The 19,257-nt window shown below is 70.7% G+C and carries 16 protein-coding genes; 4 read left to right on the top strand and 12 right to left on the bottom strand.

Annotated elements, in window-relative coordinates; genetic code table 11:
• The first annotated feature begins 142 nt into the window (after positions 1 to 142).
• Positions 143 to 1,921: an arginine--tRNA ligase gene (argS, locus tag ABD339_RS21045; RefSeq protein WP_344567957.1), complete on the top strand. Its 1,779-nt coding sequence runs from the start codon at positions 143 to 145 to the stop codon at positions 1,919 to 1,921.
• Positions 1,922 to 2,017: 96 nt separating this feature from the next.
• Here the strand turns inward: argS and hemB are convergent, their stop codons facing one another.
• From hemB to ABD339_RS21015, 6 genes are all read right to left on the bottom strand, one after another.
• A complete protein-coding gene (gene hemB / locus ABD339_RS21040; protein WP_344567956.1) occupies positions 2,018 to 3,022 on the bottom strand; it encodes a porphobilinogen synthase in 1,005 nt (334 codons plus the stop codon).
• Positions 3,019 to 4,653 carry a bifunctional uroporphyrinogen-III C-methyltransferase/uroporphyrinogen-III synthase gene (locus ABD339_RS21035; RefSeq protein WP_344568107.1) on the bottom strand — a complete coding sequence of 545 codons (1,635 nt, stop codon included), beginning with the start codon at positions 4,651 to 4,653 and terminating at the stop codon, positions 3,019 to 3,021. The genes hemB and ABD339_RS21035 overlap by 4 nt, the downstream gene beginning before the upstream one ends.
• A 74-nt stretch (positions 4,654 to 4,727) precedes the next feature.
• Positions 4,728 to 5,747, bottom strand: coding sequence for a hydroxymethylbilane synthase (gene hemC, locus ABD339_RS21030; RefSeq protein ID WP_344567955.1), 1,020 nt, complete (start codon positions 5,745 to 5,747; stop codon positions 4,728 to 4,730).
• Entirely contained in the window at positions 5,744 to 7,075 is a 1,332-nt protein-coding gene (locus ABD339_RS21025; RefSeq protein WP_344567954.1) for a glutamyl-tRNA reductase, read from the bottom strand. Before ABD339_RS21025 ends, hemC begins: the two co-directional genes overlap by 4 nt.
• A complete protein-coding gene (locus tag ABD339_RS21020; protein WP_344567953.1) occupies positions 7,072 to 7,851 on the bottom strand; it encodes a redox-sensing transcriptional repressor Rex in 780 nt (259 codons plus the stop codon). The genes ABD339_RS21025 and ABD339_RS21020 overlap by 4 nt, the downstream gene beginning before the upstream one ends.
• 289 nt (positions 7,852 to 8,140) lie before the next feature.
• Positions 8,141 to 8,377, bottom strand: coding sequence for a glutaredoxin family protein (locus ABD339_RS21015; RefSeq protein WP_344567952.1), 237 nt, complete (start codon positions 8,375 to 8,377; stop codon positions 8,141 to 8,143).
• Positions 8,378 to 8,548: 171 nt separating this feature from the next.
• Between ABD339_RS21015 and ABD339_RS21010 the strand changes: the two genes are divergently transcribed.
• From ABD339_RS21010 to ABD339_RS21000, 3 genes are all read left to right on the top strand, one after another.
• The gene (locus tag ABD339_RS21010; protein WP_344567951.1) at positions 8,549 to 9,487 is read left to right on the top strand and encodes an HAD family hydrolase; all 939 of its coding nucleotides are present in this window, start codon (positions 8,549 to 8,551) and stop codon (positions 9,485 to 9,487) included.
• A 370-nt stretch (positions 9,488 to 9,857) separates the two neighbouring features.
• A complete protein-coding gene (locus ABD339_RS21005; protein ID WP_344567950.1) occupies positions 9,858 to 10,775 on the top strand; it encodes an ECF subfamily RNA polymerase sigma factor, BldN family in 918 nt (305 codons plus the stop codon).
• Positions 10,776 to 10,990: 215 nt separating this feature from the next.
• Positions 10,991 to 12,406 (top strand): DUF5667 domain-containing protein, encoded by a 1,416-nt coding sequence (locus tag ABD339_RS21000; protein ID WP_344567949.1) that lies wholly within the window; start codon positions 10,991 to 10,993, stop codon positions 12,404 to 12,406.
• A 118-nt stretch (positions 12,407 to 12,524) separates the two neighbouring features.
• On the opposite strand, the gene ABD339_RS20995 is transcribed toward ABD339_RS21000, so the two are convergent.
• The 6 genes from ABD339_RS20995 to ABD339_RS20970 all read right to left on the bottom strand — a co-directional run bounded on the left by ABD339_RS20995 (position 12,525) and on the right by ABD339_RS20970 (position 19,052).
• Positions 12,525 to 13,793 carry a lysophospholipid acyltransferase family protein gene (locus ABD339_RS20995; protein ID WP_344567948.1) on the bottom strand — a complete coding sequence of 423 codons (1,269 nt, stop codon included), beginning with the start codon at positions 13,791 to 13,793 and terminating at the stop codon, positions 12,525 to 12,527.
• On the bottom strand, positions 13,786 to 14,886 hold the full coding sequence (locus ABD339_RS20990; RefSeq protein ID WP_344567947.1) for an NAD-dependent epimerase/dehydratase family protein: 1,101 nt from the start codon (positions 14,884 to 14,886) through the stop codon (positions 13,786 to 13,788). The genes ABD339_RS20995 and ABD339_RS20990 overlap by 8 nt, the downstream gene beginning before the upstream one ends.
• 360 nt (positions 14,887 to 15,246) lie before the next feature.
• A complete protein-coding gene (locus ABD339_RS20985) occupies positions 15,247 to 15,345 on the bottom strand; it encodes a 30S ribosomal protein bS22 (RefSeq protein ID WP_003948845.1) in 99 nt (32 codons plus the stop codon).
• 176 nt (positions 15,346 to 15,521) lie between these two features.
• Positions 15,522 to 15,731 carry a helix-turn-helix domain-containing protein gene (locus ABD339_RS20980; RefSeq protein WP_326688750.1) on the bottom strand — a complete coding sequence of 70 codons (210 nt, stop codon included), beginning with the start codon at positions 15,729 to 15,731 and terminating at the stop codon, positions 15,522 to 15,524.
• 965 nt (positions 15,732 to 16,696) lie between these two features.
• Positions 16,697 to 17,878: an acetoin utilization protein AcuC gene (locus ABD339_RS20975; RefSeq protein ID WP_344567946.1), complete on the bottom strand. Its 1,182-nt coding sequence runs from the start codon at positions 17,876 to 17,878 to the stop codon at positions 16,697 to 16,699.
• A complete protein-coding gene (locus ABD339_RS20970; protein WP_344567945.1) occupies positions 17,847 to 19,052 on the bottom strand; it encodes an MFS transporter in 1,206 nt (401 codons plus the stop codon). The genes ABD339_RS20975 and ABD339_RS20970 overlap by 32 nt, the downstream gene beginning before the upstream one ends.
• Between the last annotated feature and the right edge of the window lie 205 nt (positions 19,053 to 19,257).

Below are 19,257 nucleotides of genomic sequence, written 5' to 3'. Positions count from 1 at the left end.
CTACGCTCAGGTTTGCTGATCTCTGCGCTCAGGGATGCTGACGCCCCATTGTCCCACCCCGCAAACGGGGCGGCGGCCCCGTACCCGTACATGGGATACTGGCCGGCGATCCCCGACACACCAACGGAACGGTCAGCACTCCATGGCTACGGTCCCCTCACTCGCCGCTACGGTCCGCCAGCGCGTCTCGGACGCCCTCTCGGCAGCTCTGCCGGAGGCCGCCGCCGCCGACCCGCTGCTGCGACGAAGCGAGAGGGCGGACTTCCAGGCCAACGGGATGCTGGCGCTCGCCAAGAAGCTCAAGGGCAACCCGCGGGAGCTGGCCGCCAAGGTCACCGAGGCGCTGCCGGCCAACGACGAGATCAAGGACATCGAGGTCTCCGGCCCCGGCTTCCTGAACATCACCGTCGCCGACCGGGCGATCGTGCGGAACCTCGCGGCCCGCTCGGCGGACGAGCGCCTGGGCGTGCCGTACGCCCAGCACCCGGGCACCACGGTCATCGACTACTCGCAGCCGAACGTCGCCAAGGAGATGCACGTCGGGCACCTGCGTTCGACGGTGATCGGCGACGCGGTGATGCGGATCCTGGAGCACCAGGGCGAGACGGTGATCAGGCGCCACCACATCGGCGACTGGGGCACCAACTTCGGCATGCTCATCCAGTACCTGATCGAGCACCCGCACGAGCTGGACCACGCGTCGGACACGGCGGACGCGAAGGACGCGGGCGAGGCCGCCATGGCCCGCCTCAACCGGCTCTACAAGGCGTCGCGCGCGGTCTTCGACACGGACGAGGAGTTCAAGTCCCGCGCCCGCGACCGCGTCGTCCAGCTCCAGGCGGGCGACGAGCAGACGCTCGCGCTCTGGCACAAGATCGTGGACGAGTCGAAGACGTACTTCCAGGCCGTCTACGAGCAGTTGGACGTCGAGATCCGCGACGAGGACATCGTCGGCGAGAGCGCCTACAACGACGACCTGCAGCAGGTCGTCAAGGACCTGGAGGAATCCGGCGTCGCGGTGCGCTCCGAGGGCGCCCTGTGTGTCTTCTTCGACGACGTCAAGGGCCCCGACGGCTCCCCGACCCCGCTGATCGTCCAGAAGTCCAACGGCGGCTTCGGCTACGCGGCCACCGATCTGGCCGCCATCCGCGACCGGATCGGCCGGCTGAAGGCCGACACGCTGCTGTACGTGGTGGACGCCCGCCAGGCCCTGCACTTCCGGATGGTCTTCGAGACGGCCCGGCGAGCGGGCTGGCTGCCCGAAGAGACCGCCAGGCAGCTCCCCTTCGGCACGGTCCTGGGCAAGGACGGCAAGCCGTTCAAGACCCGCGAGGGCGAGACGGTTCGGCTGGTGGACCTGCTGGACGAGGCGGTGGAGCGGGCGGCGGTCGTCGTGCGCGAGAAGGCCGAGTCCGGGAATCTGGGCCTGTCCGAGGACGAGATCCGCGAGCGCGCGGCCGAGGTCGGCATCGGCGCGGTCAAGTACGCGGACCTGTCCAACTCCATGACCCGCGACTACGTCTTCGACCTCGACCGGATGGTGTCGCTCACCGGCGACACGAGCGTCTACATCCAGTACGCGTACGCCCGGATCCGCTCCATCTTCCGGAAGGCGGGCGACCGCAAGCCGGTCGCGCACCCGGAGCTGGAGCTGGCCCCCGCCGAGCGCGTCCTGGCCCTGCACCTGGACGAGTTCGGCGACGTGCTGACGACGGTCGCCGAGGAGTACGAGCCGCACAAGCTGGCCGCCTACCTCTACGAACTGGCCTCGCTCTTCGGCCCGTTCTACGAGCACTGCTCGGTACTGGACGCGGACACGGAGGAGCAGACGGAAAACCGCCTCTTCCTCTGCGACCTGGCCGCCCGCACCCTCAGCCAGGGCCTCTCCCTGCTCGGCATCCGCACACCAGAGCGCCTCTGAGCCCCGAAAGGGGCGCGGGGAACTGCGCGACAAGCGACAGAACACCCGCGCCCCGCAACGCACGACAAGGGGCAGGACCTGGACGGAGCGGGAAGCTCAGGCCAACAACCGGCCCGCCGCCTCCGCCGCCCAATACGTGAGCACCATGGACGCCCCGGCCCGCTTGAACCCCGTGAGGGTCTCCACAATCGCGGCGTCCCGGTCGATGAGCCCGGCCGCGGCGGCGTTCTCGATCATCGAGTACTCGCCGGAGATCTGGTACGAGCCCACCGGCACCCGCGCGCTCTCCGCGACGTCCCGCAGCACGTCCAGGTAGGGCATTCCGGGCTTGACCATCACCATGTCGGCGCCCTCGGCCACATCCAGCTCCAGCTCCCGCAGCGCCTCGCGCGCGTTGGCCGGATCCTGCTGGTAGGTCTTCCGGTCGCCCTTGAGCGAGGAGGCCACCGCCTCGCGGAAGGGGCCGTAGAAGGCGGAGGAGTACTTCGCGGTGTAGGCGAAGACCGTCACGTCGGTGAACCCGGCCTCGTCCAGCGCGCGACGGACGTGGCCGACCTGCCCGTCCATCATCCCGCTGGGCCCCAGCACGTGCGCCCCTGCCTCGGCCTGCGCGAGCGCCATCTGCGCGTACCGCTCCAGCGTCGCGTCGTTGTCCACCCGGCCCCGGGCGTCCAGGACGCCGCAGTGGCCGTGGTCGGTGAACTCGTCCAGGCACAGGTCGGACATGATCACCAGGTCGTCGCCGACCTCGGCGCGCACGTCCCGCAGCGCGACTTGGAGGATGCCGTCCGGGTCGGTGCCGGCCGTCCCCTCCGCGTCCTTCTTCGCGTCCTCCGGGACGCCGTAGATCATCAGCCCGCCCAGGCCCAGCGAGACCGCCTCGGCCGCGGCCTTCTTCAGCGACTCGCGCGAGTGCTGCATCACCCCGGGCATCGAGGCGATCGGCACCGGCTCGCCGACGCCCTCCCGCACGAAGGCGGGCAGGATCAGGTCGGCGGCGTGCACCCGGTTCTCGGCGACCAGGCGCCGCATCGCCGGGGTCGTGCGCAGCCGCCGGGGCCGCACCACCGGAAATCCGCCGGCGCTTGTGTTCTCGTTCACGAGCGTGCCCTTCTCCGGGCCGGGCGCTTCTCGCTCGGCCGCTTCACGTTCTCCCCGGCCTCGACGGCCTCGTTCCTGCGCTCGGCGCCGAAGTCCGCGAGGGCCTCGGCCAGCTTGTGCACGGACGGCTCGGGAGACATGACGTCCACCCGCAGCCCGTGCTCCTCGGCCGTCTTGGCGGTGGCCGGCCCGATACAGGCGATGATCGTGACGTTGTGCGGCTTGCCCGCGATGCCGACCAGATTGCGGACCGTACTGGACGAGGTGAACAGCACCGCGTCGAATCCGCCACCCTTGATGGCCTCGCGGGTCTCCGCGGGCGGCGGCGAGGCGCGCACCGTGCGGTAGGCGGTCACATCGTCCACCTCCCAGCCCAGCTCGATGAGGCCGGCCACCAGCGTCTCGGTGGCGATGTCGGCGCGCGGCAGGAAGACCCGGTCGATCGGGTCGAACACCGGGTCGTAGGGCGGCCAGTCCTCCAGCAGCCCCGCGGCCGACTGCTCGCCGCTGGGCACCAGGTCCGGCTTGACGCCGAACTCGACCAGCGAGCGCGCGGTCTGCTCGCCGACGGCGGCGACCTTGATCCCGGCGAAGGCCCGTGCGTCGAGCCCGTACTCCTCGAACTTCTCCCGCACCGCCTTGACTGCGTTGACGGAGGTGAAGGCGATCCACTCGTAGCGGCCCGTCACCAGGCCCTTGACCGCGCGCTCCATCTGCTGCGGGGTACGCGGCGGTTCGACGGCGATGGTCGGCACCTCGGCCGGGACGGCGCCGTAGGAGCGGAGCTGGTCGGAGAGGGAGGCCGCCTGTTCCTTGGTGCGCGGCACCAGGACCTGCCAGCCGAACAGCGGCTTGGACTCGAACCAGGCCAGCTGATCGCGCTGGGCCGCGGCACTGCGCTCCCCGACCACGGCTATGACGGGCTGCCCGCCATCCGCCGAGGGCAGCACCTTGGCCTGCTTGAGGGTCTGCGCGATGCTGCCGAGCGTCGCGGTGAAGGTGCGCTGCCGGGTGGTCGTCCCGGCGAGCGTGACGGTCAGCGGGGTGTCGGGCTTGCGCCCGGCGGACACCAGCTCACCGGCGGCGGCGCCGACCGTCTCCAGCGTGGTGGACACGACGACGGTCGCATCGCTCGCGCCCAGTTCGGTCCAGCATCTGTCGTCGGCGGTACGCGCGTCCACGAAGCGGACGTCGGTGCCCTGCGCGTCCCTCAGCGGCACCCCCGCGTAGGCGGGTACGCCGACGGCAGCCGCGACGCCGGGCACGATCTCGAACGGAATGCCCTCGGCGACCAGTGCGAGCATCTCGCGGGCGGCGTCCGAATCCAGTCCGGGGTCACCCGCTACCGCACGCACGACCCGCCTGCCGGCACGTGCGGCGGCTATGGCAGACTCGCCCGGGTCGATACCCGCATCGCCCGCTGCGGCAGGGGCAGTTGATGCCCCGTCCGCTCGCGGCCGAAGCGGTGTGTCCACCCCTGCGCGGGCGTGGGGGCGGACGACGTCATGGACGCGCGGGTCGGCCACAAGCACCTCGGCCTGCGCCAGCGCCTCCACGGCGCGCAAGGTCAGCAGACCCGGGTCTCCGGGCCCGGCACCCAGGAAGGTGACGTGCCCGTGTGCACCGTGCAGGTGCTGTCTCGCGACTGGCGAGTGCTGTGCGGTGCTCGACTTGTCGGCGCGCGACTTGTCGGCGGCGGTGGGGCTCAAAGTGCTCGCTCCCCCATCAGACCGGCCGCGCCCTTGGCGAGCATCTCGTCGGCGAGTTCGCGGCCCATGCGCTGCGGGAGCTGCTGGACATCGATCTCGCCGTCGGACGCCGGTACGGGACCGGTGGTGGACAACTGCACCAGCGTCTGGCCATCGGTGGTTCCGACGACACCGCGCAGGCGCATTTCGGTGACTGCCTGCCCCTCGACAAGCAGGTCGGCCAGCGCGCCCACAGGTGCGCTGCAGCCGGCCTCCAAGGCGGCGAGCAGGGTTCGCTCGGCGGTGACGGCGGCCCGGGTGTACGGGTCGTCCAGCTCCGCGAGCTGTGCGGCCAGGTGCGCGTTGGACGTCGCGCACTCGACGGCCAGTGCCCCCTGGCCAGGGGCGGGCAGAACAGCGTCCGGCGAGATCAGCTCGGCGGCCTCCTCCTTGAGGCGGCCGATGCGCTGGAGCCCGGCGGCGGCGAGCACGACTGCGTCGAGGTCGCCTGAGCGCACGTACCCGATACGCGTGTCGATATTCCCCCGGATCGGGACGGTCTCGATCTCGACCCCCCGCGACCGCGCCCAGGCATGCAGCTGGGCCATGCGGCGGGGCGAGCCGGTGCCGATGCGCGCCGTGCCGGACCCGGCCGCCGCGATCAGCGCCGCGAAGCCCAGTCCGTCGCGCCCCACCAGCACATCGCGGGGATCCGCACGCGGCGGCACCGCCGCCAGCGTGCAGTCCGCCGGCTGCGTGGTGGGCAGGTCCTTCAGCGAGTGCACGGCGAAGTCGATCTCGCCGCTGGTGAGAGCCTCCCGCAGGGCGTTGACGAACACCCCGGTGCCGCCGATCTGGGCGAGCTGCTCCTTGCTGGTGTCACCGTATGTGGTGATCTCCACCAGCTCGACGGGCCTGCCCGTGAGTCGGCGTACCTCCTCGGCGACCAGCCCCGACTGGGCCATCGCGAGCTTGCTGCGGCGGGTGCCCAGCCTGAGAGTCGGGCCGTTGGCCCTGGCTGTGGCTTCGGAGTTCATTGCCGCTCCTGTTCCGGATTGCTGACAGCGGCGACCGCCTGCGGGTCGAGGTCGAAGAGTTCACGCAGCGCGTCCGCGTACCCGGCACCGCCGGGCTCGCCCGCGAGCTGCTTGACGCGCACCGTCGGCGCGTGCAGCAGCTTGTCCACAACACGGCGCACGGTCTGCGTGATCTCCGCGCGCTGTTTGTCGTCCATCCCGTGCAGCCGACCCTCCAGGCGGGCCATTTCACCGGCGACGACATCGGCGGCCATGGTGCGCAGGGCGACCACGGTCGGCGTGATGGTGGCGGCACGCTGCGCGGCACCGAACGCGGCGACTTCCGCCGCGACGATCCCCCGCACCGCGTCCACGTCCCCGGCCATGGGGGCGTCGGCCTCTGCCTCGGCCAGCGACTCGATGTCCACCAGCCGTACCCGGTCGAGCCGGTGCACGGCGATGTCGATGTCGCGGGGCATGGCCAGGTCGAGCGCGGCGAGCGTGCTCGACCGGCCGCGCAGGGCGGCCTCGACGGCCTCGACCGTCAGCACGAGCCCGGTCGCGCCGGTGCAGGAGACGACGACATCGGCGGCGTCCAGCTCGGCGCCGACCCGCTCGATGGGCAGGGCCCGGGCTGCGAACCCGCTCCCGCGCTCCTCGGCGAGCGCCGTGGCCAGCCGTTCCGCCCTGGCCAAGGTCCGGTTGACGATCACCAGTTCGGCGACACCGGCCCGCGCGAGCGTCGTGGCGGCGAGTGACGACATGGAACCGGCGCCGATCACCAACACCCGCTTCCCGTGCGCCCATTCGTTCACGGGCGCACCGCCGGCGAGCTGCTCCAGACCGAAGGTGACCAGCGACTGACCGGCCTTGTCGATCCCGGTCTCCGAGTGCGCCCGCTTGCCCACCCGGAGCGCCTGCTGGAACAGGTCGTTCAGCAGCCGCCCCGCGGTGTGCTGCTCCTGCGCGACGGCGAGCGCGTCCTTGATCTGGCCGAGGATCTGGCCCTCGCCCACGACCATCGAATCCATCCCGCACGCCACCGAGAACAGGTGGTGCACGGCCCGGTCCTCGTAGTGCACGTACAGGTACGGGGTCAGCTCCTCCAGATCCACTCCGCTGTGCTGCGCCAGCAGCGTGGACAGCTCGGCGACACCCGCGTGGAACTTGTCCACATCCGCGTACAGTTCGACCCGGTTGCAGGTCGAGAGCACCGCGGCCTCCGCCGCCGGCTCGGCGCTCACCGTGTCCTGCAGCAACTTGCCCCGCGCCTGCGGCTCCAGCGCCGCGCGCTCCAGCACGCTCACCGGCGCGCTCTGGTGACTCAGACCGACCACGAGCAGGCTCATGCCGGCATCACGGCGGGCAGATCCCCGTCAGGTCCGGCCTCGGGCCGCTTGGTGACGGCCACCGCGGGCGGGGCCGCGGGCGGCGCGGTCTCCGTCTCGCCCTGCGGCTCCTCCCCCGCCTTGCGCTGCTCATGAAAGGCGAGGATCTGCAGTTCTATCGACAGGTCGACCTTGCGCACATCGACCCCTTCGGGGACGGACAGCACGGTCGGTGCGAAGTTGAGGATGGAAGTGATCCCGGCGGCCACCAGCCGGTCGCACACCTGCTGGGCGGCGCCCGCGGGGGTGGCGATCACGCCGATGGACACCCCGTTGTCCGAAATGATCGCTTCCAGCTCGTCGGTGTGCTGGACGGGAATTCCCGCCACGGGCTTTCCGGACAGCCCCGGGTCCGCGTCGATCAGCGCGGCGACCCGGAACCCGCGGGAGGCGAAACCCCCGTAATTCGCGAGTGCGGCGCCGAGGTTACCGATACCGACGATCACCACGGGCCAGTCCTGGGTGAGCCCCAGCTCGCGGGAGATCTGGTAGACGAGGTACTCGACGTCGTAGCCGACACCGCGGGTGCCGTAGGAGCCGAGGTAGGAGAAATCCTTGCGCAGCTTGGCCGAATTGACCCCCGCCGCGGCGGCCAGCTCTTCCGAGGACACCGTGGGCACGGACCGCTCGGAAAGAGCGGTGAGCGCCCGCAGATACAGCGGAAGACGGGCGACGGTAGCCTCGGGAATTCCTCGGCTGCGACTTGTCGCCGGTCGATGATTTCGGCCAGTTGCCACGGTGCTCCTGCCGTATGCGCGAAGCGGTGAGCGGCCATATGTGAGGCACCCTCCCGGACCGCTCCGTCTCATCCAGGCTATGCCTTTGTGAACGCGTGCACAAAGATGGTGTCCGCTTTGTCCGGCCAACGTGACCGGCGCCACACGTACCAACGCGGACACGCGGTCACACTCCTCACGTATACGCTCCTGGACGGCAAAACGCCCTCAACGATAATCGAAACAAACTCGAATCCCGACCACCGTCCCACTTGAGGACCCCGCGCTCAGCGCCCCGGACAGCGCCCTTTCACGCCATGAGCGCCCCCCGCAGCCTGTCCGGATCCACCCGCCAGAAGTCGTGCTGCTCCCCGTCCACCAGCACGACGGGGATCTGCTCCCAGTACAGCCGGTACAGCTCCGGATCCTGGTTGATGTCCTTCTCCTCCCAGGCGGCCCCTGTCTCCTCACACACCCGGACGACAACATCCCGGGCCACCTCGCACAGGTGGCACCCGGGCTTCCCGATAAGAGTCACGGTCTTCATCCCCCCATTCTCCAGCCCGCCCCGCCCCCGGCCCGGAGTTCACCCCCCACCACACCCCCGGCACCCGCCCGTAACGGCGAGACCTCACGCTGCAACCCCGGGGGGCAACCCCCGCACCCGCGGCCACCTGCCCGTAACGGCGAGACCGAACAAACTGGCTATGCTCGCAACATGGCCCTTCCCGCATGGCTCACCCCTCGCAAGCGCTCCGCCACCGCGCGCAGCGTGCTCGCCGGCGAGGCCGCCGCGGAGGCGGCGCGCAAGCAGGAGCGGGAGCTGGCGGCGCGGGCCGGCGCGGAGGGCGAGGGCGGGGAGGAGCAGGAGTTCCCCGTCGTCGGGGACGCGCACGCCGCCGCCTTCTTCGACCTGGACAACACGGTCATGCAGGGCGCGGCCCTCTTCCACTTCGGCAAGGGCCTGTACAAACGCAAGTTCTTCCGCAAGCGCGAGCTGACCCGTTTCGCCTGGCAGCAGGCGTACTTCCGGCTCGCGGGCGCCGAGAACGCCGAGCACATGCAGGACGCCCGCGACAGCGCCCTGTCCATCGTGAAGGGCCACCGCGTCCACGAGCTGATGGCGATCGGCGAGGAGATCTACGACGAGTACATGGCGGGCCGCATCTGGCCGGGGACCCGCGCCCTCGCGCAGGCACACCTGGACGCGGGTCAGAAGGTCTGGCTGGTGACGGCAGCCCCCGTGGAGACCGCGACGATCATCGCCCGCCGCCTCGGCCTCACCGGAGCGCTCGGCACGGTCGCCGAGTCGGTCGGCGGCATCTACACCGGCCGCCTGGTCGGAGAGCCGCTGCACGGCCCGGCCAAGGCGGAGGCGGTACGCGCGCTGGCCGCCGCGGAAGGGCTCGAACTGGACCGCTGCGCCGCGTACAGCGATTCGGCGAACGACATCCCGATGCTGTCACTGGTCGGCTATCCGTATGCGATCAATCCTGACAGCAGGCTTCGCGCACACGCTCGCGAAATGGGCTGGCGGCTGCGCGACTACCGCACGGGCCGCAAAGCGGCCAAGGTGGGCATTCCGGCCGCCGCCGGTGTCGGCGCGCTGGCAGGCGGCGCGGCTGCCGCGCTGGCCGTGCAGCGCCGCCGCCGATAGGCCGCTCACAAGGGCTCCCGCCCTCCCCGCGGGGCACGTCGCGGCCTGCGCGCACGCCCTGCCCGGTGGCCAATTGAGCAGTCTTACCCGGCCCCCTCGCCGGGCAGTCCCCGCCGCCCCGCTCGGCCACAACACGTCACCCGGCTGACAGATCCCGTCACCGAAGCGATCAAATCCCGCTTCCAGACCTCTACCAGGTGCGACTCCATTTCGTAACAGACCAAACCGAATCGACGATTTTGACAACTAGGTGTAGCGCTGCCTGTACGAAGCGTTATTCTCCTCAGACGCAATTCGGTACCCATACGTCCTTACGCCGGGCGAACGGTCCCGCACTGCACGTGATGGAAGCTCTGCCTCTGGGAGTCCCGTGTACCCACACGTCGGGGTTGACGCCTCGGGCCTGGCTACGCTGCGCACGACAGTCATCGACCAACTGCGTGCATTCGTCCCCACCGCGTACGCCGTCCCCGCATTCGCCGCACCAGCACCTGTCCCCGCAGGAGTCGCACCTGTCCCCGCCGGCCCCCGCTACGCCTTCGCCAGCCGAGCCGCCGGCGCAACAACCGCTTCGTCCCCCGCATCCGCCTCATCCCCGTCGTCCCCCACATCCCCCGCATCCCCCACATCCCCTTCCGCCAGCCCCTCCGCCATAACGGCCTCCCGCACCTCCACAACGAGCGGCAGACGCACACGTGGCTCCGGTACGGCCACCCGGCGCCCCGCGGCCTCGGACACCGACAGCTGCCGCATGATGGACCTCGTCGAGAGGGCCCAGGACGGCGAAGCCGAGGCATTCGGCCGCCTGTACGACCAGTACAGCGACACCGTCTACCGCTACATCTACTACCGCGTCGGCGGCCGGGCGACCGCCGAGGACCTGACCAGCGAGACCTTTCTCCGCGCCCTGCGCCGCATCGGCACCTTCACCTGGCAGGGCCGCGACTTCGGGGCCTGGCTCGTGACCATCGCCCGGAACCTCGTCGCCGATCACTTCAAGTCGAGCCGCTTCCGCCTCGAAGTGACCACCGGCGAGATGCTCGACGCCAATGAGGTCGAGCGCAGCCCGGAGGACTCGGTTCTCGAATCGCTCTCCAACGCCGCCCTGCTGGAGGCCGTACGTAAGCTCAACCCCCAACAGCAGGAGTGCGTAACGCTCCGATTTCTCCAGGGGCTCTCCGTGGCCGAAACGGCACGGATCATGGGCAAGAACGAGGGGGCCATCAAGACCCTCCAGTACCGCGCCGTCCGCACCCTGGCCAGGCTCCTTCCCGACGACGCCCGCTGAACCTCGGGGCCGCCGCCACCCGGCGTCCCGTCGAGCACCCCGGTCACATCATCGTGCCTCCGTAACCCGACTGGCGTGCCGCTCGTTGTGGGGGTTGCAGACTCCCCGCAGCCGTGGCAGAGCCGGGCTCACTCCTCTTCGAGTGGACACCCACGACGCCACAACCTTCCATATGAGGTGGGGAGTCGACCGTCCGACGAGAGGAGGTGCCGCCGGTGATCGGATCCGTGCCGACGAGCCGACGGGCAATCGCCTTCGCCCAGGCCCTGGATGATCAGGAGCGCGACGAGGGCGCGGCGGCCTACGAGGCTCCACCAGGCTCCCCGGGAGAAGGCGGGGCTCCACCGGGGCCGCCGCCCCCGCACCGCGGCGGCACCGACTACACCGACAGCACCCCACGTACCGGCCTCGTCCGTACGGGCGAGGCTGTCCGTACGGACGAGGCCGCCGGTACCGACACCAGCGCCCGCTCCGGCACCACTGACGGCGCCGACCGGTCGCTGCTGGCCCTGGCGAACGGGCTGGAGGCGCTGCCCAGACCCGAGTTGGCCCCAGAGGTCAAGAGCGTCCAGCGTGCCCAGCTGATCGCCGCCATGGAGGCGGCCTTCGCCAAGGGCGAGACCGCGGCGGAGGGCGCGCACTTCCCCGAGCAGCGCGACGCCCGCGCGGCATCCCGCGGCCCCGGCAGGGGCGCCCACCGGGCACCGGGCCTGGGGCCGCTGGGCAAGCTGCGTCCCAAGTCCCGGTTCGGCAAGGGCCTGGCGGTCGGCGGACTCAGCGTCGGCGTCGCCGCCGGCGCCCTCGGCGGAGCGGCAGCGGCGAGCACGGAGGCCCTTCCGGGAGATTCCCTCTACGGCCTCAAGCGCGGCATGGAGGACCTCCAGCTCGACCTGGCGGGAGACGACGCCGACCGGGGCTCCCTCTTCCTCGACCACGCCTCGACCCGGCTGCACGAGGCCCGCCGCCTCATGGAGCGGGACCGTTCCGGGGCGCTGGACCACGAGTCGCTCGGTGAGGTCCGCCGAGCGCTGGCCGGGGTGCGGCACGACGCCTCGGAGGGCCACCGGCTGCTGAGCGAGGCATACCGCCGCGACGGCGACATCGGCCGGATGCAGTCGCTCTCCACGTTCTCCAAGAGCCACCGCACCGGATGGACGAATCTGCGCGGCCGACTGCCGGTTCAGCTGCGGGATGTGGGCGATGAGGTCAGCTCGGTCTTCGACGCCATAGACAGTGATGTCGGCCCGCTCCGAGCGCTCTTCCCGCGCGAGCCCGAGTCCACGCCGCGCGAGCACGGTCAGAGCACGAGCGACCGCACCGGCGAGGAGCAGCCCTCGACGGAGCCCAGCCCGCCCTCTTCGGACGGCATGGACGGGCGGCGCGACGGCGGCAAGGAGAAACCGGCGCCGACCGACTCGCAGCACGAGGGCGAGGGTCTCCTGGGCGGCGAATTGCTGAACCCGTCCAAGGAGCCACAGGCCGACGGCAGATATGGGGACAAGCCCTCCCAGTCCGGCGCGGGCTCCAGCCCCGGCAGGTCCACCTCTCCCGGCATCAAGCCCGAGGTGACCCTGCCGCCCATCATCCCCGAGGTCCTTCCCGGCCTCGGCCTGGATGACGGCAGCAAGTAGACCGCGGGGAACAAGCAGGCGGCGGAGTACGGAATGCGATGCGGTGGTGCGGCTGCGAGGAAGCCGCACCACCGCATCGTCTTTCGCGCCAGTGCGATCCGATCCGCTGCCGCCGAGTTCAGAAGAAGACCGACTGCCTGCGCACCAGAAGCTTGTAGAGGGTGTGCTGAATCGTTTCCCGTACCTGGTCGGTCAGATTGAACATCAGCATCGGGTCCTCGGCCGCCTCCGGCGCATAGCCGTCGGTGGGGATGGGCTCGCCGAACTGGATGGTCCACTTCGTCGGCAGCGGTACGGCTCCCAGCGCGCCGAGCCACGGAAAGGTCGGCGTGATCGGAAAGTACGGGAACCCGAACAGCCGTGCCAGCGTCCGGGAGTTGCCGATCATGGGGTAGATCTCCTCGGCCCCCACTATGGAACACGGCACGATCGGCGCCCCGGCCCGCATGGCCGTGGAGACAAAGCCGCCGCGCCCGAACCGCTGGAGCTTGTAGCGGTCGGCGAAGGGCTTTCCCAATCCCTTGAAGCCCTCCGGCATCACCCCCACCACCTCGCCGCGCTCCAGCAGCGCCTGGGCGTCCTCCGCACAGGCCAGGGTGTGCCCCGCCTTGCGCGCCAACTCGTTCACCAGCGGCAGCATGAACACCAAGTCCGCGCCCAGCAGCCGCAGATGACGGCCGTCCGGATGGTGGTCGTGCACGGCGACCTGGAGCATCAGGCCGTCCAGGGGCAGCGTCCCGGAGTGGTTGGAGACCACGAGCGCCGCACCTTCGGAGGGGATGTTCTCCATCCCCTTCACCTCGACGCGGAAGTACTTCTCGTAGAGCGGGCGCAGCACCGACATCAGGACCTGGTCGGTCAGCTCCTGGTCGTAGCCGAAGTCGTCGATCTCGTAGTCTCCGGTGATCCTGCGCCGCAGGAAGGAGAGCCCGCGTGAGGCGCGCGCCTCCCAGTCCTTGCCGAGCATCCGGTCGAGCAGCCCTTCGGCAAGGCCCTCAAGACCGTCCGGACGCTGCGGTTCCGCGCCGCCCTGCCCCGCGCCGCCCTGCCCCGGGACGCCGGTACGCGGAGGGTCCGACGGCGCCGGGCCCTCTCGCGGGGCATCCGGTTGCGGTGCTCCGGTTCCGGAAGAGCCGTCCTGCGCGGCGCCGGGGCCGGGAGCTTCCCCCGGCGGCACCTCGGCCGCGCTCTGCCCGCCCGGTACGGAGGCCAGGGGCGACGGGCGCTGCGCCGTCCGTTCGCCCCTGCGCCGACGCCCCTGCGTGCCGTCGGCGCCCGAGCCCGGCTGCACCGGGGGCCTGGCCCGGCCGGAGCGCCCGCCCGCGGTGCCCGCGCCGCGCGAGCGGTCCCTGTCGTCGTCGAAGGGTATGACCTTCGCGTCAGCCATGCTGACGCACCTCCTCCTGCGGCTCGGCTCCGTCGGTGGCCCGCACTCCCGCCGCCGCGCCGCCCGGCAGCAGCCCTGCTATCCGGTCCACGGCCGCGGCGAGCGCCCCTGGCGGCAGCCACCCGGCCCCCCGCGCCTGGACGAAAGCCTCCAGCGTCTCCTCCGTGGTACGGCGTGGCACGAAGCCGAAAACCTCACGGGCGCGCGTGGTGGACACGACCCTCCCGTGCGTCAGCAGCCTGATCTGCTCCGGCGAGAAGTCCGTCGCGCCCACCGAGCGCAGCGCGCTCCTGCTCCAGCGGATCGCGGGCAGCAGCATCGGCACCGTCGGCCTGCCGATCCGCCGCGCACACTGCGAGAGGAGCAGGACCCCGGAACCGGCGATGTTGAACGTCCCCGCGGTCAGCGCCCCCTTCGCGGGCCCGCCCGCCGCCAGGCACAGCACGTCGAGGGCATCATCGTCGTGTACGAACTGGAGCCTGGGGTCGTAGCCCAGCACGGTCGGCAGCACGGGCAGCGCGAAGTACGCGGCGAGCGGCGACTCGGCGGCCGGGCCCAGGATGTGGGCGAAGCGCAGCACGGTGACGGCCACATCGGGGCGGCGCCGCGCGAACCCCCGTACGTAGCCCTCGACTTCGACGGCGTCCTTGGCGAAGCCCCCGCTGGGCAGGGCCTTGGGCGGGGTCGTCTCGTCGAAGACGGCGGGATCGCGCGGCGCGGAACCGTAGACACTGGTCGTCGACTTGATCACCAGGCGGCTCACGGACGGCGCCTTCTGGCAGGCACCGAGGAGCTGCATGGCGCCGATGACGTTGGTCTCCTTGACGGAGGCCCGGCTGCCGCCGCCCGGCGCCAGTGGGGTGCCCTGCACATCCATGTGCACCACCGTGTCGACCGCATGTTCGGCAAGCACCTTGCCGATGGCGGGATGACGGATGTCGGCCGGTACGAACTCGGCACCGTCCAGCTCGTGCGCGGGTGGCACCGCGTCCACCGCGATCACCCGGCCGACGTCGGGGTCGCGCTGAAGGCGGCGGACGAGACGGCCGCCGAGCGACCTGGCCACACCGGTGACGAGCACGACCTTTCCCAAGATCCCTCCCCTGGCGCCGGCCCGGGCGCGAAGACGCTCGAACGCACGGTTCCGGTGCCACCGTATCGGCTGCGCCGCCGCGCCCCGCGCCCGGGCGATCCCGCTCCGGGGCAGCCCCCGCTCCGGGCGACCACGGACGAGGCGCCGAGTGCCCCGGTTGGCCCGAGGTGCCCGGGGGATCGGGACGTGCGGGGGGCCGGGCTGCCCGGGGGCCATCTCTCGTCTCCGGCAATTGCCGGAAGAGCACGCACCGACCACCGGCACAGGGCCCGCACACAGTCGGCACACAGCAGAACCGCCGCCCCTCTCTCCGCTGAGGCGGAGAGAAAGACGGCGGTCAGTGGCGTGCGCTGCGCTCGCTCACTTCTTGTTGCGACGCTGCACACGCGTCCGCTTCAGCAGCTTGCGGTGCTTCTTCTTGGCCATCCGCTTACGCCGCTTTTTGATGACAGAGCCCACGACTACCCTCGCTCACGGATCATCCCCACTGACATGGGGAGAACTCATTTCGAATCACTCGGTGCGGGGCGTCCGAGCCCACACGACCTACATGAGGCCAGCCTACCCGCCACTGAGTAATGCTCGGAAACGAGGGCCGGGCTCCCCTCTGCGGAGCCGGTCACACTCAATGCCGGCTAAGCGCTCTCCACCCCCACATAGGATTCCTGGAGGTACTCATGGACAGCCTTCTCCGGCACCCGGAAGGACCGGCCTACCCTGATCGCCGGCAGATGACCGCTGTGCACCAAGCGGTACACGGTCATCTTGGAGACTCGCATCACCGCGGCGACTTCCGCCACGGTCAGGAATACGACCTCATTCAGAGGCCTCTCACTAGCAGCCATGTCACACCTGAACCTTCCGCACATGTCAGGCACCGGCTTCCCCTCCGGTGACTCCAGCTCGCATGTGCGCTCCTCCCCAGATTAGGGGCGTGTGATGCAAGTGAGGAAGAGGAGCAGCGACCGGCCTCCTACCGTGACAGACACGCTCGATTGAGTACATAGCAAGTAAGCGGGCGGTAGTAATCACACCGCGCAGCGTCATCACCTGGAGTCGTCGGCTCTTGCCCCCGACTCCCGCTCCCCGCTCGGCACATCGTCCCGCGCGGCCCCCTCCCCCAGTGGCGCCGAAGAGGGGCTGACCTGGCACGCAGACCGTTTCTCGCCTCGGCAACCTCCCGTGGACACAGGGGGTTCCCCCTCGCCCCCGCATCTTCGCCGCCTCCCGCATGACGAGGGGAGCGCACGTGCACGCGGGGCGTACGGCCCCCTGGACGAGCGCCGGTTCTGCGGAGGGACGCGACCGCCCGTACGTAGGAGAAGGCGCACTGACGTACCCCAAATGGGATCGCTATGTCGATACGTCTCCCCTGCGGTGATGCTAGGAAGAGGCCCCCTTCCGCCGACAGGAGTGGGGCCAATGTGGCGTAGAAGACCAGGAGTCAGCCAGGGGGGCCTGTGCCCGGGGTCCGCCCGATTCGACACACGCCAGCCCTGCACAGATGTTCGGCAAGGTGGTCGGCAATCGGCATCCACCCGGCTCATTCAGTGCGGTGATCCCGGCAACGCTCTTCGGAACTGCCGATACCCCACACTCCGCCGCCACCAACCCGGGCAGTTCCGGAAGGACTCCTTCACATGCGCCCGGAGCACCCCTTGGCACACGCCCCGCCCCGGCCCGGCAGCACAGCCCGGCCGACGCCTGCTCCCAACACCCCAACGTTCCAACACCCCAACAACGCCCCAACGCCCCAACGCCCCAACGCCCCAACGCCCCAAGATCCCACCGCCCCCGACGCCCCACCGCCCTATGGCAGCAGACCGTGCGCCGGGAACACCGAGCGGCGAGTGGCCCGTACGGCCTGGTCGAGCCGGTCGGCCGGGTCGTACCCGGCCTCCTCCCAGCCCCTCCAGTGCGGCTCCCGCCCATCGGTCATCCGCCACGGCGCCGTCGTGCCGCGCGTGCGCGCGTAGACCTCCTGCCGCCACTCCTCCGGCAGCGCGGTCTCCTTCGGCACCGGAGCCCCCGCGGCGATGGCGACCAGATGCGTCCACGTGCGCGGCACCACATCCACGACGGCATAACCACCGCCGCCCAGCGCCAGCCACCGGCCCTCGGCATGCTCGTGCGCCCACGCGTGCGCGGACTCGGCGGCCAGCCGCTGCGCATCGACGCTCACCGCGAGATGCGCCAGCGGATCCTCGAAGTGCGTGTCGGCACCGTGCTGGGAGACCAGCACCTGCGGCCGGAACGCGCCCAGCAGTTCGGGCACCACGGCGTGCAGCGCCCGCAGCCAGCCCTCGTCCCCCGTGCCCGGCGGCACCGCGACGTTCACGGCGGAGCCCTCGGCGTTCTCGCCCCCGCGCTCCTCGGGCCACCCGGTACCGGGGAACAGCGTGCTCGGATGCTCGTGCACGGAGATGGTCAGAACCCTGGGGTCGTCCCAGAAGACCGTCTGCACACCGTCCCCGTGATGCACATCCAGATCGACGTAGGCGACCCGCTCCGCACCCAGCTCCAGCAGCCTGGCGATGGCGAGCGCGGGGTCGTTGTAGATGCAGAAGCCGGAGGCCGAGCCCGGCATCGCGTGATGCAGCCCGCCGGCGAAGTTGACCGCGTGCAGCGCCTTGCCGTGCCACAGCGCCTCCGCGCCCCCCACCGACTGGCCGGCGATCAGCGCCGAGATCTCGTGCATGCCGGCGAACGCGGGATCGTCGGCCGTGCCCAGCCCGTAGCGCTCCTGCGCGGAGGACGGATCGAGGGAGGCCGCGCGCACGGCGTCGAGGTAGTCGGGGTGGTGCACCAGACGCAGCGACGAGTCCCCCAGCGCCTTCGCGGCGACGACCTCCAGCCCGGGCGCCCGGTCCACCTCCAGGGCTGCCACCAGGCTCCGCGTCAGCGCCAGCCGGACCGGGTCCATCGGATGACCAGGGCCGAAGTCATAGCCCGTGACGTCCTCATCCCACATCAACTGCGCGCGCCCGCTCATGCCCGCCACCGTATCGGCCCCGCCCCTCGAACGTGGAGGCGTAGCCGAGTGTCACCAGCACCAGAACCATCGGCACCAGCATCGCTCCCCGGTAGCTCCACGCGCCGCCCAGCGCCCCGACGAGCGGCGAACCCACCAGGAAGCCCACGTAGTTGAAGATGTTCAGCCGAGCGACGGCCCTATCGGAAGCGTGCGGAAACAGTCGTCCAGCGGCGGCGAACGTCTGCGGAACGATCACGCACAGCCCCAGACCGAGCACCGTGAACCCGGCGATCCCGACCCACGCCCCGGGAGCGAGCGCGACCACGGCGAATCCCAGCGCCGCCCCCACCGACCCCGCCCGCACGACGGCAGCGGCCCCGAACCGCCGCACCCCCAGGTCACCGACGGTGCGGCCGAGCAGGGTGGTGACCATGTAGACGTTGTACGGCACGGTCGCCAGCTGCTCCGAACTGCCCAGCACGTCCTGGAGGTACTTCGCGCTCCAGTTGGAGACCGTCGAGTCCCCGATGTAGGCGAACGCCATCACCAGACAGAGCGGCAGCAACAGCCTCCCCGAGACGGCCCGCCCACCCGACGGCCCCTCGCCCTGCCCCGGATCCCCCGCGGATCCGCGCTCGTTCACATACCAACGACTGGCCACCAGCGACAACGGCAGCAGCACCGACACCACTGGCCCGTACAGCACCACCAGTGACAGCTCCCAGTGCGCGCCCGCCCAGGCGAGCGAGGCGCCGACGATACCGCCAAGGCTGTACGCCGCGTGAAAACTCAGCATGATGCTGCGGCCGTACGCCCGTTGCAGGCTGACGCCGAGCATGTTCATCGACGCGTCCAGCATGCCCACGGCCAGCCCGAAGGCCGCCAGCGCAAGGGCGATCCCGAGGAACCCCCGCCCACCGCTCACCCCGACAAGTGCCAGACAGACGGCCACCTGCGACCACCGCAGCACTCCGCCCGGCAATACCCGCTGTACCAAGTGCTCGGCCGCCACGCTCCCCAGGCCGGCCAGTACGGGAACGGCGGCGAGGAAGACCGGAAGCAGCGCGTCGGATACCCCGTAGCGGTCCTGGATCGCCGGGATACGCGTCACCAGCAGTGCGAAGACCGCGCCCTGGACGAAGAAGCCGATGGCCAACGCCACCCTGCCATGGGACAGCCGACCCTGAGTCATGGACGCTGAGCGTAGAACTCGCTGCTACGCGTGGGTAGATGCGTGACGAGAAGAGACCAGCCGCCGAGCCGTCATGAGCCCGACCTGTTTTTGGGCATAAAAAAATAGCCCTGCCGGCCAGTGGCCAACAGGGCTATCTCTAAAAGAAGTTCGGCGGTGTCCTACTCTCCCACACGCTCCCGCATGCAGTACCATCGGCGCTGAA

The organism is Streptomyces axinellae, from assembly GCF_039532135.1.
GTDB classification, from domain to species: domain Bacteria; phylum Actinomycetota; class Actinomycetes; order Streptomycetales; family Streptomycetaceae; genus Streptomyces; species Streptomyces axinellae.
Note: the sequence above shows the minus strand (reverse complement) of the source record. Positions and strands in the feature narration are given on the sequence as shown.

Excerpts from the sequence above, each read along its gene's own strand:
- argS (WP_344567957.1), top strand. The coding sequence starts at position 143 with ATGGCTACGGTCCCCTCACTCGCCGCTACGGTCCGCCAGCGCGTCTCG.
- hemC (WP_344567955.1), bottom strand. The coding sequence starts at position 5,747 with ATGAACTCCGAAGCCACAGCCAGGGCCAACGGCCCGACTCTCAGGCTG.
- ABD339_RS21025 (WP_344567954.1), bottom strand. The coding sequence starts at position 7,075 with ATGAGCCTGCTCGTGGTCGGTCTGAGTCACCAGAGCGCGCCGGTGAGC.
- ABD339_RS21015 (WP_344567952.1), bottom strand. The coding sequence starts at position 8,377 with ATGAAGACCGTGACTCTTATCGGGAAGCCCGGGTGCCACCTGTGCGAG.
- ABD339_RS21010 (WP_344567951.1), top strand. The coding sequence starts at position 8,549 with ATGGCCCTTCCCGCATGGCTCACCCCTCGCAAGCGCTCCGCCACCGCG.
- ABD339_RS20995 (WP_344567948.1), bottom strand. The coding sequence starts at position 13,793 with ATGGCTGACGCGAAGGTCATACCCTTCGACGACGACAGGGACCGCTCG.
- ABD339_RS20980 (WP_326688750.1), bottom strand. The coding sequence starts at position 15,731 with ATGGCTGCTAGTGAGAGGCCTCTGAATGAGGTCGTATTCCTGACCGTG.
- ABD339_RS20975 (WP_344567946.1), bottom strand. The coding sequence starts at position 17,878 with ATGAGCGGGCGCGCGCAGTTGATGTGGGATGAGGACGTCACGGGCTAT.
- ABD339_RS20970 (WP_344567945.1), bottom strand. The coding sequence starts at position 19,052 with ATGACTCAGGGTCGGCTGTCCCATGGCAGGGTGGCGTTGGCCATCGGC.